Source organism: Thermanaerosceptrum fracticalcis, assembly GCF_000746025.2.
In the GTDB taxonomy this organism is placed as follows: domain Bacteria; phylum Bacillota; class Peptococcia; order DRI-13; family DRI-13; genus Thermanaerosceptrum; species Thermanaerosceptrum fracticalcis.
In genome coordinates this window covers 2,211,347-2,224,616 of record NZ_CP045798.1, presented here as the reverse complement: position 1 = coordinate 2,224,616, position 13,270 = coordinate 2,211,347, and the positions used below count along the sequence as shown (strand labels likewise).

19 protein-coding genes are annotated in these 13,270 nt (G+C 44.3%); 16 read left to right on the top strand and 3 right to left on the bottom strand.

Translation table 11 applies throughout. The annotated features are described in order from the left end of the window. Window positions 1-16: 16 nt before the first annotated feature. Genes BR63_RS11375 through BR63_RS11365 form a run of 3 tightly spaced genes read right to left on the bottom strand, consistent with a single transcriptional unit; the run spans window position 17 to window position 1,577 of the window. Window positions 17-799, bottom strand: a complete 783-nt coding sequence (locus BR63_RS11375) for a copper amine oxidase N-terminal domain-containing protein (RefSeq protein WP_051965429.1) — start codon at window positions 797-799, stop codon at window positions 17-19. After that, window positions 789-1,127: an ImmA/IrrE family metallo-endopeptidase gene (locus tag BR63_RS11370; protein WP_051965428.1), complete on the bottom strand. Its 339-nt coding sequence runs from the start codon at window positions 1,125-1,127 to the stop codon at window positions 789-791. Before BR63_RS11370 ends, BR63_RS11375 begins: the two co-directional genes overlap by 11 nt. Window positions 1,128-1,181: 54 nt before the next feature. Then, window positions 1,182-1,577, bottom strand: a complete 396-nt coding sequence (locus BR63_RS11365) for a helix-turn-helix domain-containing protein (protein WP_034420289.1) — start codon at window positions 1,575-1,577, stop codon at window positions 1,182-1,184. A gap of 136 nt (window positions 1,578-1,713) precedes the next feature. On the opposite strand from BR63_RS11365, the gene BR63_RS11360 reads away from it, so the two are divergent. From BR63_RS11360 to BR63_RS11285, 16 genes are all read left to right on the top strand, one after another. Continuing rightward, a complete protein-coding gene (locus BR63_RS11360) occupies window positions 1,714-1,962 on the top strand; it encodes a helix-turn-helix transcriptional regulator (RefSeq protein WP_034420287.1) in 249 nt (82 codons plus the stop codon). 136 nt (window positions 1,963-2,098) lie between these two features. Then, window positions 2,099-2,296, top strand: coding sequence for a hypothetical protein (locus BR63_RS11355; RefSeq protein ID WP_034420286.1), 198 nt, complete (start codon window positions 2,099-2,101; stop codon window positions 2,294-2,296). Between the two features lie 142 nt (window positions 2,297-2,438). Continuing rightward, on the top strand, window positions 2,439-3,941 hold the full coding sequence (locus tag BR63_RS11350) for an AAA family ATPase (protein WP_034420284.1): 1,503 nt from the start codon (window positions 2,439-2,441) through the stop codon (window positions 3,939-3,941). Further along, entirely contained in the window at window positions 3,938-4,957 is a 1,020-nt protein-coding gene (locus BR63_RS11345) for a YqaJ viral recombinase family nuclease (protein ID WP_034420283.1), read from the top strand. The genes BR63_RS11350 and BR63_RS11345 overlap by 4 nt, the downstream gene beginning before the upstream one ends. A gap of 1 nt (window position 4,958) precedes the next feature. Continuing rightward, window positions 4,959-5,285 (top strand): hypothetical protein, encoded by a 327-nt coding sequence (locus BR63_RS11340; protein WP_153802005.1) that lies wholly within the window; start codon window positions 4,959-4,961, stop codon window positions 5,283-5,285. Window positions 5,286-5,301: 16 nt separating this feature from the next. Then, window positions 5,302-5,631, top strand: a complete 330-nt coding sequence (locus BR63_RS11335; protein ID WP_034420281.1) for a hypothetical protein — start codon at window positions 5,302-5,304, stop codon at window positions 5,629-5,631. A gap of 31 nt (window positions 5,632-5,662) precedes the next feature. Then, a complete protein-coding gene (locus tag BR63_RS11330) occupies window positions 5,663-6,424 on the top strand; it encodes a hypothetical protein (protein ID WP_034420279.1) in 762 nt (253 codons plus the stop codon). A 169-nt stretch (window positions 6,425-6,593) separates the two neighbouring features. After that, window positions 6,594-7,508, top strand: a complete 915-nt coding sequence (locus BR63_RS11325) for a recombinase RecT (RefSeq protein WP_051965426.1) — start codon at window positions 6,594-6,596, stop codon at window positions 7,506-7,508. A gap of 38 nt (window positions 7,509-7,546) precedes the next feature. Beyond that, complete coding sequence (locus BR63_RS11320; RefSeq protein WP_034420277.1) at window positions 7,547-8,089, top strand: 3D domain-containing protein; 543 nt, start codon at window positions 7,547-7,549, stop codon at window positions 8,087-8,089. Further along, the gene (locus BR63_RS11315; protein ID WP_051965425.1) at window positions 8,073-9,005 is read left to right on the top strand and encodes a hypothetical protein; all 933 of its coding nucleotides are present in this window, start codon (window positions 8,073-8,075) and stop codon (window positions 9,003-9,005) included. The genes BR63_RS11320 and BR63_RS11315 overlap by 17 nt, the downstream gene beginning before the upstream one ends. Then, window positions 9,005-9,739: an ATP-binding protein gene (locus BR63_RS11310; RefSeq protein WP_034420276.1), complete on the top strand. Its 735-nt coding sequence runs from the start codon at window positions 9,005-9,007 to the stop codon at window positions 9,737-9,739. Before BR63_RS11315 ends, BR63_RS11310 begins: the two co-directional genes overlap by 1 nt. A gap of 24 nt (window positions 9,740-9,763) precedes the next feature. After that, entirely contained in the window at window positions 9,764-10,216 is a 453-nt protein-coding gene (locus tag BR63_RS11305) for a class I SAM-dependent methyltransferase (RefSeq protein WP_034420273.1), read from the top strand. A 238-nt stretch (window positions 10,217-10,454) separates the two neighbouring features. Beyond that, window positions 10,455-10,811, top strand: a complete 357-nt coding sequence (locus BR63_RS11300; RefSeq protein WP_034420271.1) for a RusA family crossover junction endodeoxyribonuclease — start codon at window positions 10,455-10,457, stop codon at window positions 10,809-10,811. Between the two features lie 2 nt (window positions 10,812-10,813). Continuing rightward, entirely contained in the window at window positions 10,814-11,101 is a 288-nt protein-coding gene (locus BR63_RS11295; protein WP_051965424.1) for a hypothetical protein, read from the top strand. 84 nt (window positions 11,102-11,185) lie between these two features. Then, on the top strand, window positions 11,186-11,866 hold the full coding sequence (locus tag BR63_RS11290; protein ID WP_034420269.1) for a hypothetical protein: 681 nt from the start codon (window positions 11,186-11,188) through the stop codon (window positions 11,864-11,866). Continuing rightward, complete coding sequence (locus BR63_RS11285; RefSeq protein WP_034420267.1) at window positions 11,854-13,266, top strand: terminase large subunit domain-containing protein; 1,413 nt, start codon at window positions 11,854-11,856, stop codon at window positions 13,264-13,266. The genes BR63_RS11290 and BR63_RS11285 overlap by 13 nt, the downstream gene beginning before the upstream one ends. Window positions 13,267-13,270 lie beyond the last annotated feature (4 nt).

Below are 13,270 nucleotides of genomic sequence, written 5' to 3'. Positions count from 1 at the left end.
TATCCTCCGAATAAATTTATTTGCTTATTGCAACTCTCCTTAAATCTGGGTTCCAATTAACGCTAACGCCAAGCGATTCGCCAACAAATCTTAGGGGAATATATGTTGCATTATTTATAATTCTTGCTGGAACGTCCATCATTACCAGTTTGCCGTCTACAAGCGCAGATTTTGAATCAATAAAAAGTACAACTCGTTTTTCTCCCAATTCTAAAGAAACGGTTCTTGTCGAATCATCCCAATATATTTTGGCCCCAAGAGCAGTTCCAATTTCTCTAAAAGGAACCAGAAGCCGATTGTTTTCTATAATGGGTTTATTTCTAAAATCGATCAGTTCTCCATTAATAATTACTAATATTTCGGAGGGTTGCTTTTTTTCTTCTTCTCTTTCCCTGATAATATCGAGCGCGTTTTCCCCTTGGGGTATTGAACTATTCGGCGTTGTTGTTATTGAAGAATTATTACTACTTTCTTGACCTATGTATTCGCTATTCCAAATACGTGCTTCCCGATCCTTGTCTAACAGCATAATTTTTGAACCAACTCCTGCAAATATTCCGGGGGAATATATATGTATATATCTTCCTTCGTATAACCATAGTGATATAACCCCAACGCCATATTCAATTAAATACATTTCTCCATTAGAACGAACAATAATAGCCTTATAGTCAGTATCCATTACTTTTTTAAGCAATACTTTTTCCAATGAAGCTCCGACGGTATTAATAGGTATTGTATTTATAATAATTATCAAAATAAGAAATACCCATGTAACTTTTTTAAGTTTAAAAAACATAATATTCCCTGCCTTTTAAATCGATTTTTCTTGAAAATATATCCGCCTCTTTTTCCATTGGGCTTCTCTGCTTGTCCACCCCAAGAATATAGCCTACTTCCGGCATATCAAAAGTGATGTGATAAAGTTCATGGATAAACACTTTCCTTTGTATTTCAATAGATAGCGATTCATTTACAAAAATATGAAAATTATTTTTCTTTGATCGATACACAAACGCCAGGACCTCACCTCCTAAAGGTACAACATGGGAATATATATTTAGCGCTGCATAAGAATCTGTCTCAATCCTTTCGCGAACTATGCCACAAAGCTCGTCAAAAGTCATTTTCTCCTCCCTTGATAAATAACCCGCTATCCTTCTGCTGGATGGCGGGTTTTATTATTCCTGCGACTCTTCATCTTCAACCATTTTTATGTATTTAATTATTCTTTTGATTGTGTTCTGCGAAAGAGGTTTAACTTGTTTGAAAAGTAATTGAAGGTCATCTCTCTGCTTTAGGTCTTGGAAAAATTCAAGCAATTCCGCGTCATCGGATATGGCTTCCTCGATGACTTTTTCTGCTGGACGGCGTTCATCTGTGCGACCAAGTAGGTAATCTACACTGCAATCTAAGATATTAGCCAAGTTATCTAATGTTTCGGGATCTGGATTGCGTTTCCCCAACTCATACTGAGAAATAGTAGATTTCGCTACTTTAAGTATTTTCCCAAGCTCTTCTTGGCTTAGACCTTTCTCTTCTCTTAACTCTCTTATTCTTTCTCCAAAGGCAACCATAATCAACCACCTTCCTGACCACATTATATACACAATTTGTGAACATGAAAATAGTTTTTTATTACGTAGTCAAAATGACTATTTTTTATTGACGGATACACGGAATGAGTATATTATTTAATTGGTGGTTCACAAAATGACTGCTAAGGAGGTGATTGATGTGTTGCAAAACTTAAGAAAGTTACGCAAAAAAGCGGGTTTTTCTCAAGAAGAGATGGCTAAGCTACTCGGTTATAAATATGCCAGTGGATATAACCAACTTGAAACAGGGAAGAGAAAAATTGACATTGAAACTGCCAAAAAGATATCAGATATCCTCGAACACCCAATTGATGAAATTTTTTTTGAATTTGATGCAGTCGATATGACTACAAAAGTTAGATAAATTAAGCACTGATAAAAGGAGGAGATCAAGTGGACAACCTCGTCGTGATAGAAAGCAGAACAAGCGTCTCAAGGAAATCTACACGGCCATTGTCAAGGGAATGGCTATTGCACATTCGGTGTAATGAGGAGACAGCATGGCTAAGTTAAAAGCGCGTGTAACCGTAATTACAGTTCCTCATCCTAATCCGCAAGCTGCTATCGATGTGGTTGCAAATATCATTGTTAAACAACTACTCGAAGAAGAGAAAAAACAGCTAAAGACTGATTTTGATGCGGAAGGGGGTGAAAAATGTGAGGAGATTCCTTATTCCGCCAATGTGTTGCAAGGTTAAAGAAATGCTTCCGGTATTACAGGTAATGCAACAAGTTAAGGACTCCAGCAAAACAAAAGAAAAAGCCGGGCTTTCACACTGAAAGACCCAGCTAACAAGAAACAATTTATCATCATTTTAACATGAAAGGCAGGGGTGTTAAATGACAAAGATTTCTAAGTTGCAAATCAAGGGCTTTCTTGGCATAAAAGAGCTAAAGTTTGAGCCAAAGCATATCAATATCATCAAAGGAGCTAATGAAGCCGGAAAAACTTCACTTTTGGAAGCAATTGAAAAGGTTATCTTCAACAAAGGACGCAGGGTTAAGTACGTGAAGGCCGGCGAGAATGAGGCCAATTTATACGTTGAGCTAGATAATGGCCTTGCTGTGGAAAGGACTTTGCGGGAAGAGGGCAGCGATAAAGTGACCGTCACTAAGGATGGTTACAATGCGCCCAAGCCTGAGACAACCCTTAAATCTTTGATAGGGACCGAGGGCTTTCAGTTTAACCCTGTTGATTTTCTCCAAAAGAAGGATTCTGAACAGGTTGAGATTCTTCTTTCCCTGGTTCCTATGAGGGTAAACGAGGATCAGATAAAAGGATGGTTTGGCGAAGTCGCTCCGGTCAATCTTCATCTCCATGCGCTCCAGGTACTCAAAGAGCTGGAAAAGTACTACTACAACAAGAGGCACGTTGCCAACGGGGAAGTAAAGGCCCTCAAAAACCAGATTGATGCACTCTTTGAACAGTTGCCTCCTGGATATGTTGCCGAGGATTGGGAAAAGGTCAATATCGGGGAACTTTGGAAAGAGGTCGCAGAAGCACGGGATTTCAACGCGCGTCTTGAAAAGGCCCAGGAGTATTTAGAACAGGAAGAGGAGAAGAAACAGGCCGTCCTAGACAAGCTGGAAGCCCTTAAAGCTACTACTTTAACCGAAGCTCAGAGGCGCAAGGACCGGATTCAGAGCAAAGCCCAGGAACGTAAATCTCAAATTTTGAAACAGATTGAGGAGCTCCAGGCTGAACTTGTGCAGCTGCAAATCAAAACTGGGTCGGATATTAAGGATATTGACAAAGAGTGTGAGGTTGAGATTGCGAGGTTCCAGGAACAAGCTACTGCTGCCTTGGACAAGATCAAAGAACAGGCCGACATTTGCCGCAAACTCATTAAACAGAAACCTATAGACGTTTCTCCGCTAGAAGAACAAGCCCAGGATGCCGAACAAATGAAGGGCTATATTCCCATCTACAAAGATATGTTACGGGTGGAAAGGGAGTACAAGGAAGCTTTGGCCCGTGCCGAGTGGCTAAATCAAGCTGTACAGAAAGCAAGGGAACTGCCCGCACAACTTTTGGCAGATATACAGCTACCGGTTAAGGGCCTGGGCATTGACGCAGAGGGGAACGTCACTATTGATAAGCTCCCTATCCGCAATCTGTCGGACTCCCGGAAGATTCGCCTTGCTCTCGACATTGCCCGCGCTACCTGTGGCCCCCTCAAAGTTATCTGTTTGGACCGTTTTGAAAGCCTGGATCCTGTACGGCAGCAAATGGTCTATGACGAGATCAAGGATGATGAATACCAATACTTCATCACCGATATATCACGCGACTATGACGAAGAGGGTAATTACGTCGGGGAATTGAGGGTGGAAACGTTATGAGTGCAATTAGGATATATAACACCCTGGACATGACTAAGGAACAATGGCTCAAAGCCCGGCAAGAGGGGATCGGGGCTTCCGATATTGGGGCCATAGCGGGTTTGAGTAAGTGGAGGTCTGCTATATCGGTATATTTTGAAAAGACTTCCAAGGTGGAAGAGAAAGAAGAATCTATCCGCTTGGAGCTTGGAAAGTACCTGGAGCCTTTTGTTCGGGATAAAGCCGAGGGAGAACTGCAAAAACGCCTGGGCCGTTCGGTGAAAATTATCCGGCAAAACGCTATCTTTGGAAATACGGATCTTCCCGAGTGGGCCAGGACACAAATTGACTTTAAGATTATTGACCCGGAGAACCCCCTGGGGGATGGTCTCCTGGAGGTCAAAACAGCCGATCGGCTCCTGGCCGGGGAGTGGGAGGAAGGAGAGGACGGGAAAGACGGTAAGGTTCCAGACGATTACTTCTGCCAGTGCCAGTGGGAAATGGGCGTGATGGGGCTCAAGTATTGCTGGCTAGTCTGTCTGGTCGGGGGGTACAAGCTGGTCTATGTGTACATACCTTTCGATGAGCAGTTTTTTACGGTTCTTCTGGAGATTGCGGAAAATTTCTGGAAGAATCATGTACTGGCCAAGGAAGTTCCGCCTCCTGACGGTTCAGAAGCTACCAATGCGGTAATTAAAAAACTCTATCCTCAGGAAAATGCCGGCGAATCTGTGGACATGTCGGATCTGTATGGACTTCTTGAAGCCAGGGCACAGGTTGTTGAACAGTTGAGTTTGTTGGAAAAACAAAAGGAGAAGATGGACCAGGAGATTAAGCTCAGGATAGCTGCGGCAGAGAAAGGCTATACCGCCGAAATTGACGGTCATTATTATGAGGTGAGTTATAAGACCCAAAAAGGTAGGCGTAGTATTGATTTTGATGAGTTTGCCAAGAAAGAGCCGGTTCTTTATAACCAATGGGTAACGCAACCCACTATCCGGGTGCTACGGATTACGAAGAAGAAGGGAGGGAAATAGTTTGGGCATTACCGCAATTACTAAGGAGACGCGGCGAATGAGTTATGATGAGGTCCTTGAAAGCTGCGGGATGATGCAATTAAAGTGTTTGGCCGCTTTGGTTTTTGTTGGTTTGCCCCTGACGGCAAACGAGCTTGCCAAAAAGATGGCTAATAGCGGGGCTATCCCTTACTTTGATCGTAATTTTGTTCATCCACGTTTAAATGAACTGGTAGAAAAGGGCCTTGTCGAGGTCAAGGGAAAGAGGAAGTGTACCGTTACCGGGAAAACCTGTGCGGAGTATTACCTTAGTGATGAAGGTATGAAGGTCATATTGCAGTTACTTTGAAAAGGAGTGAGAGAGATTGGGATTCGAGGAGCTTGTACAAAATCTATCCCTCGCCAATGTCTGCCGTGGAGAGCTAGAGGCAGACTTCCAGCGCCATTACCCCGAGGTAATAGCGGCTTTAAAGGCAGGACAAACAGGCAGTATCACAATTAAACTGGACTTTCAAAGAAAAGACGAAGGGCAAATGATCTGGATAAATTACTCAATGTCAAAGTCTTTGCCCAAGGTTAAGAAGGTCCATTATGCCCAAATGACCAGCGATTTTCAGCTTAAAACTGAAGCCCCACCTAAGAAGAAGGAAAGCAATCTTTCCCTGTTCCCCGGAAAACAGCCGGTCAATGAGTAATCCAAAATCAAATTAAGAAAGGTGAGTAATTATGGATAATGAAAAATTAATTGTTAATATGGCTCCTGGTCAGGAGAAAGCAACCGTTCATATCATTGAGAGCCAACAGAAGGTAAAAGATGAGTACAGCTTCCATTACACAGGTTTTAACTATGTTGCTGGTTCTGCTCAAGCCGTAATTGATCTACTTAAGCATTTAACAGTTGATAGCAGTGGCAAACCCAATCCCAGGAACACAATTATTTTCTATGATGAAAAGCAGGTCCAGGTTATTGTTGATGAATCGGTACAGGACAGACCCCAGGACACCATTGTTTACCGCTTTCAGGAATCTTTAGAACTCCAAGAGTGGAAGAGTGCCTTCAATAAGCCAATCACGCAAAAAGCCTTTATTGATTTCTTGAAACGGCGCAACCCGGAGGAAGTTCCTGATCTGGATCAGCTTATGGCTGCAGTTCAGACGATCAGAATGGCAACAGAAATATCCGGTGACTTCATATACCAGGACAACAATAATGTGACTGTAGCTTTCAAGATTAAGGACGCTGAATCTGCTACAACTTTCCCTTCTTCCTTTGAAATCTATATCCCTATTATTAACGAAAGTGGGAAGCTGGATGAATTAGAAATAGAACTAACAGTAAACAAACCCCGTTCAGAGGGAGAAAAGCTTTACTTCTCTCTGGAGTGTCCTAAACTCCCTTTGTACTGGCGTGAAGCTGTTCGAGCAGAAATCGAAACTATCAGAAAAGAGCTACCGGGGTATTTAGTGGTTACTGGTAGTCCTAGGTAAATAACTTTTGGGCGGGTGGCGTGAAAAACACCTGACGGTGATAACCAGGATAAGGATGAAGCCTGGACCCGCCCATTCCCTTCGGGGAGGGAGAAAGACGCATATGACTTGCCTATGTGCGATAAATGCACAACCGGCGTTAAACTTTAATGTCAAGGAGGTTTAAATCATGGACCTTAAAGATAAAGACAAGCTGAAAGACAGACTAAATAATCAGGCCGAAAAGAAAAATCTTCCGGCCGTGACGGTGAAATCACTCCTATCGAACGAAGCCGTCAAGAAACGGTTTGAGGAAATTCTAGGGGCTAAGGCTGCCGGGTTTATAGCTTCAGTTATCAATGTCACCAACACGAATAGGGAACTGGCCGCTTGTGACCCTCATTCCGTTGTGGCGGCGGCGGCCACGGCAGCGACGTTGGACCTGCCGATTGACCCGAACCTGGGATTCGCCGCAATAATACCTTATGACGGCAAGGAGGGGAAGAAGGCCCAGTTTCAGGTGCAATGGAAAGGCTTCGCTCAATTGTCCATCCGGACCGGGCTATATTCCACCATGCACGTTTCGGAAGTGTATGAGGACGAGCTGGCCAGCTACAATCCTTTGACAGGCGACGTGACTTTCACAGATCCATCCACTTGGAAACATAGGGCAGCAGGTAAAACGGATAAAATCATAGGATACTATGCCTTTTTCCGCCTTGCAAATGGCTTTTCTAAAGGGCTATACATGACTATCGCTGAACTGGAGGCGCATGGGAAGCGGTACAGCAAGTCATACAACAATCCCAAGGGGATGTGGAAGAAAGACCCGCATTTTATGTATCGTAAAACTATTATCAAGCTCTTGCTCAAGACTTGGGGGATTATGTCTATCGACATCCAGCGCGCCATGAAGGCAGACCAGGCCGTCATATACAACGAAAGCCTGGATGAAACAGGTGCCATCGAATATGTTGACGGGGCAGACGGCGATATTCAGGCCGAATACAGTTTTTCCGAGGAAGAAAGCCGGAAATTTGATCAAGAGCTTGCCGAACAGGAGGCCGGCGGTCTGTTTGAGTTTGACAGGGAGAAAGAGAAATAAACGGGGGTGCAAAGCCCCCACCCCTTGAGAGGTTCCTTATGGGTGATATTTACAGAACATGCAAACAGTTGGTGCGCTTATCACTTTTTCTTTCAATTCTCCTTATTTTTTCGATTACCTTAAACATTTTCCAAACCGTAACTTTAGTAAAAATGTCTGACAGGTTTTTAGAAGAAACCGGCAATCGGTTAGAAAAACTCGAAAATACCATCAATGAATTTATGACTAAGTTTGATGTCCTTTTTGTCGAAACCACAGCCTATGCTCCCTACGATTCCAGAGGACTTTGTAATGACGGGGATGTAAAAACTTCTACCGGTGTATATCCCTCCTCCTATACCGTGGCCGTGGATCCGAAAATCTTTCCATACGGAACGAGGTTTTTCTTTCCCGGCCACGGGCTTAAAATAGCCCAAGATACCGGCGCAGCCATGCGCAAAAGGACCCTGGAAGTATCGAGGGGGCAGAGCAGTTTTTACCTGGTTGATATGGCAGTTAAAACTCATCAAGAGGCCGTGAAATATGGCAGGAAGATTGTCCCAGTATTTATGTGGAGGGGTGCCGTTGTACACGAAAGTTGAAAGCAGGTTTTGGCAAGACGAGAAAATGCGAACTATTTCGGATGATGCGCGATATTTGATGCTCTATTTTTTGACGTCTCCCCACCGCAATATTATGGGCTTTTATTTCCTGCCCACACCCTATGCTTGTTTTGATTTAGGCTGGGATGAGAAACGGTTTCAAAAAGGGTTAGAGGAACTGCTGCAGACTGGCAGGGTTAAATATGATGCTTGTACGCATGTGGTGCTGGTGCAAAACTATCTCAAGCATAATCCGTTGGAAAACCCGAACCAGGTTAAAAGCGCTATCGAGAGGCTGGAAGAAATGCCGCAAACCCCGCTGTTTCAGGATTTTTTAGCGGTTGTGGAGCAATGTAAAAAAACGTTTATTCAACCGTTGCGGGAACGGTTGCGGGAACGGTTGCGGCAACCAGTAACAGTAACAGTAACAGGAGCAGTAACAGGAGATATAAATACACATATATGCGCATCAGCTTGCGCCGATGCGCGTGACAGTGAATCAAACGGGGACTTTGGTGACGAACGAGCAGCGGGCCAAGACCCTGATGGGAGCGTAGAGGCCGAACAGGTGACTGCTACATCAGGCGAGCAGCGGGCCAAGACTTCTAAGCCAAGACCGCCTTTTAAGAGCAAAAAACAGGAGAGCCTTTTTGATCAGTTTTGGCAAGCCTACCCGAAGAAAAAAGCCAAAGGCCAGGCGGAAAGAGCGTGGGCTAAACTCCAACCGGACGAGCAGCTCGTGGAGACAATGTTGACTGCCATCGAGCGGGCCAAGAAATCCGAGGAGTGGCGCAAAGAAAACGGGCGCTATATTCCATACCCTGCCACCTGGTTGAACGGCAAACGTTGGGAGGATGAGTATATGTCAAGTGGCGGCGGATATCGTGAATATCGCGATGAGTGGGGGATTGACTGATGTTTGAAGCTGAGATGGCCAGAATGGTTATGCAGTATTGCGATGTTTGTTTAAGTTTGGGTGATTGCCCTTTGCCTATGAAGGGCTGGCAGCCTGTTGCTCCTTCTGAGGAGGCAAAGAAGATGTATGGCGAGGCAGCGCCCTGGTCGTACAGAAAATGCAGGCAACAGGTGAAGGCAGAGATGGAAAAACAGCAGGCGGCAGCTATGGCTGGAAAGTGGCAGGAAAGGACTCTGGATTCATACAAGGTCCATGCCGGAAATAAACAAGCCTATGAAGTTTGTGTCGAGTATGCCAAAAGGCTTAATCCTTTTGTTAAAGATGGAATATTGCTTTACGGTTCGGTGGGTACGGGGAAAACTCATCTGGCAGTTGGTATTCTTAAAACGGCCTTTCACCGGGGATTAACAGGTGTATTGGTTAAGGTCCCGGATCTGTTAGAGGAAATACGTCGGGGATATAACGGCGAATATTCACCTCTTGAAGGAAAAGTGAGAAATATATTTTTGGTGATACTGGATGATCTTGGGGCGGAAAAGGTGACGGATTGGGTGCGGGAAAAGTTATATTCCATCATCGACCATAGGTATGAGAACGAAAAACCCTTGATTATAACCACGAACTGTCCGCCGTCAGAATTGACGGAACGTATTGGGGTAAGGACAGCGGATAGGCTTAGGGAGATGTGCAAAATTGTGGAAGTGCAAGGAAAAAGTTATCGCGCAGTCTGTTAATTATGTGAAGTAAAGGGTGAGGTTATGCAGCGTGTTTTAGATGCCACAGCAGGCAGCAGGATGATATGGTTTGATAAACAGAATTCAGATGCTTTGTATATGGATAATAGACAGTTGACAACAACTCTATGTGATGGTCGGGTACTTAATATCAATCCTGATGTGATTGCTGATTTTAGGAATATGCCCTTCCCCGACAACACTTTTTATCTAGTGGTATTCGACCCTCCACATTTACGAAAAGCTGGTAATAATTCATGGTTGGCCAAAAAGTACGGTCTTCTTACAGAGAACTGGAAAGATGACATTGCCAAAGGATTCAAAGAATGTATGAGGGTTCTCAAACCAAACGGAACGCTGATTTTCAAATGGAATGAAGAACAGATTAAGTTAAGTGAAATTTTTGATGCTATTGGACAGAAACCGCTGTTTGGCAATCGAAGGAGTAAAACACACTGGTTAGTTTTTATGAAATGATGCACACTTCAACGATTATGCGAAGTATAATAAGCCGCCATGTGGCATTGAGTTTTAAGGAGGTGTTAAGGACAATGAGGAAACAGCCAATGCTTAAAGTTTGCCCTCACTGTTCTTGGGATAAATATAAAGTAAATACCGAAGCCTGGATAGATGGTAAAAGTTATATTTGTAAGAGGTGCGGTCATAAATTTAACCAGCATAGGTTAAAACCTGTATCTGCAAGGTGAAGTCTACCATGAACGATAAATTAGTAATACCTATGCAGCTCCCAGGGCTAAATGAGATTATAGATGCTGCAAAAGGTCATTGGTCTAATTACAGAGACTTAAAGGAAACATATACAAATGCAGTAGCATGGCCAGCAAAAATGTTAAAACCTTTTGAAAGAGCTGAATTGGATATAACATGGTTTGAACCAAATAAAAAGCGAGACTTAGACAATATCTCGGCAGGGAAAAAGTTTATTTTAGATGGTTTTCAGAGAGCCGGGCTTATAAAGAATGACGGATGGAAGCAAATCGCCGGCTTTAACGATACGTTCGATGTGGACCCGAAGAATCCCAGGGTAGAAGTGAAGATAAGGAGGTTGTGACCGTGAAAGAACTGACAAAACAACTACCTAAAGGAAAATGCAAGGGTTGTGGTGCAGATATCTATTGGATAAGAACACATGCAGGCCGACTAATGCCGGTAAATACCACTAGAAAGTTAATATTAGCTGATGCCAAGGATAGTGATACTACTATTGTTACTGATAAAGGAGAAGTTGTTACCGGCAAACAGGTAGAAAACGGCTTTTATACCGATTATGGCTATGAAAGTCATTTTGCAACCTGTCCTGCAGCTGCGGAATATCGAAGAAAGAAGGATAATCAAATTTAATAGGGGGCTGACAACCCCCATTTTTTTTGTGATGTGGTATACTCAAGCTGTAAATGTCGAAATTTGTAGAAAGGGGGTTTTACCTTGACAATTGAAAAGCGTAAAATCCCTTGGACCAAGATAAAAACGGACTTTATTAAAAACAATCTCTCTTACAGAGATTTACAAAAAAAATATGGTGTTAGTCTGTATTCTATTGGCCAGCGTGGTAAGAAGGAAAACTGGGTGGAGCTACGCGCGGATTATCACAACAAAACATTTACCAAGGCTATACAAAAGGCCCAGGAAAAACAATCTGAAAAAATGGCCGAGGAAATGATTCTGGCAGACCAGGCAGCGGCTGCAATTATCCGCCTGGCTAATTCCATCCTACAGGACCCAAAGCAATTCAACCGGCATATTGTCAAATTAAGAACTGGCTACGGCAAAGGGAATTTTGATGAAAGGTTAATCGAGGAGGAATTTGATACCGTTGACACCCGCCGTCTCAAAGACCTTGCAGCTGGACTAGAGGCCGCAACTCGCCTCTCTCGCACAATTAAGGGGATCCTGGATGAAGAAGCTAAACAACGGCTACAGATTGAGAGAGAAAAGCTGGAGATTGCCAGAAAGTCTGCTGGTATTGGTAATGAAGATGAAGAAGAAAGCGGCATTATTGAAATTCCGGCAATGGCGGAACCAGATGAGGACGCAATTGAACTGGGAATATTAGATATGGACGTGCCCCAGGGAGGGCCAGGGAGGAAAGGACAGTGGCTAAAGTAATATGGACCCCACAGCCAAAGCAGCGCATTTTCCTTTCCCGTCCTGAATCAGAGGTGTTTTATGGTGGGGCTGCCGGTGGCGGGAAATCGGACGCCATCATTGTTAGACCGTTACGACAGGTACATATCCCGCATTTCCGGGCCATCATTTTCCGTAAAACCTTCCCGGAAGCGTCACAGCTCATTGACAGGAGTCTTGAGCTTTATAAGAAGGCTTTTCCTGCGGCCAAATACAATGACAACAAGCACGTCTGGACCTTCCCCTCTGGTGCCAAGGTTTACTTTGGTTCAATGCAGCACAAGAAGGACCGGCTTAAATATCAGGGGAAGCGATTCGATGAAATAAACTTTGACGAGCTTACGCATTTTACATGGGACGAATACTCCTATATGTTTTCTCGTAACCGGCCAGGGGGCCCAGGGACTCACGTAAGCATAGCGGCTACAGGAAACCCTGGTGGAATTGGTCACGGATGGGTAAAACAACGGTTTATTTTATCAATGCAGCCTTTTAAGAGATACATAGCCAGGGTAAAAGTCGCCGGTAGGGAGTATGTTAAAGACCGGGTATTTATCCCGGCCACAGTGTTCGATAACCCGATTCTCCTCAATAACGACCCCAACTATATTGCAGCTCTGGCACAGCTCCCGGAGGCAGAAAGAAAGGCCCTGCTGTTTGGTGATTGGAACACTTTCCAGGGCCAGGTATTTGTTGAGTGGAGAGATGACCCAACCCATTACAAGGACCGCCAATGGACGCATGTTATCAGCCCGTTTCTTGTCCCACGCGAGTGGAAACGGTTTCGGACGCTGGACTGGGGCTATACAAGGCCGTTTTCCGTCGGTTGGTGGGCTATGGACCATGACGGGCGGCTATACCGCGAGCGCGAGCTTTACGGCTGCACCAATGAACCTGACCGGGGCCTGCGCTGGACCCCTGGACAGGTTGCGGAAAAGATAAAGGAGATTGAGGACAAATATTACAAGGGCATACACTTCCGTGGAATTGCAGATCCGGCCATATTCCAGCGTGACACCGGAGAAAGTATAGCTTGGACTTTTGAAAATTATGGCGTGTATTGGGAGCCGGGCGATAATAAACGTATTCCCGGCAAAATGCAGTTTCACTACCGCTTGACTTTTGATGAGAACGGTTATCCCATGATGTATAGCTTTAGCTGGAACAAGGGCTTCAATCGCACGATCCCAACGCTCGTTTATGATGATCATGATGTAGAGGATGTGGATACATCTGGAGAGGACCACTGCTACGATGAGGCCAGATACCTATTTATGGATAACCCGATACCAGCACCGCCAAGTGTGGGTATTACAGAGCAGCCATACAACCCATTAGATACTGAGCCAGTTAGAGATCACTACGGCTTTATGAGAGCATAGGAGA

What these genes read in the sequence shown, in the direction of transcription:
- BR63_RS11375 (WP_051965429.1), bottom strand. Translation starts at nt 799, where the DNA reads ATGTTTTTTAAACTTAAAAAAGTTACATGGGTATTTCTTATTTTGATA.
- BR63_RS11370 (WP_051965428.1), bottom strand. Translation starts at nt 1,127, where the DNA reads ATGACTTTTGACGAGCTTTGTGGCATAGTTCGCGAAAGGATTGAGACA.
- BR63_RS11365 (WP_034420289.1), bottom strand. Translation starts at nt 1,577, where the DNA reads ATGGTTGCCTTTGGAGAAAGAATAAGAGAGTTAAGAGAAGAGAAAGGT.
- BR63_RS11360 (WP_034420287.1), top strand. Translation starts at nt 1,714, where the DNA reads ATGACTGCTAAGGAGGTGATTGATGTGTTGCAAAACTTAAGAAAGTTA.
- BR63_RS11355 (WP_034420286.1), top strand. Translation starts at nt 2,099, where the DNA reads ATGGCTAAGTTAAAAGCGCGTGTAACCGTAATTACAGTTCCTCATCCT.
- BR63_RS11350 (WP_034420284.1), top strand. Translation starts at nt 2,439, where the DNA reads ATGACAAAGATTTCTAAGTTGCAAATCAAGGGCTTTCTTGGCATAAAA.
- BR63_RS11345 (WP_034420283.1), top strand. Translation starts at nt 3,938, where the DNA reads ATGAGTGCAATTAGGATATATAACACCCTGGACATGACTAAGGAACAA.
- BR63_RS11330 (WP_034420279.1), top strand. Translation starts at nt 5,663, where the DNA reads ATGGATAATGAAAAATTAATTGTTAATATGGCTCCTGGTCAGGAGAAA.
- BR63_RS11325 (WP_051965426.1), top strand. Translation starts at nt 6,594, where the DNA reads ATGGACCTTAAAGATAAAGACAAGCTGAAAGACAGACTAAATAATCAG.
- BR63_RS11320 (WP_034420277.1), top strand. Translation starts at nt 7,547, where the DNA reads ATGGGTGATATTTACAGAACATGCAAACAGTTGGTGCGCTTATCACTT.
- BR63_RS11310 (WP_034420276.1), top strand. Translation starts at nt 9,005, where the DNA reads ATGTTTGAAGCTGAGATGGCCAGAATGGTTATGCAGTATTGCGATGTT.
- BR63_RS11305 (WP_034420273.1), top strand. Translation starts at nt 9,764, where the DNA reads ATGCAGCGTGTTTTAGATGCCACAGCAGGCAGCAGGATGATATGGTTT.
- BR63_RS11300 (WP_034420271.1), top strand. Translation starts at nt 10,455, where the DNA reads ATGAACGATAAATTAGTAATACCTATGCAGCTCCCAGGGCTAAATGAG.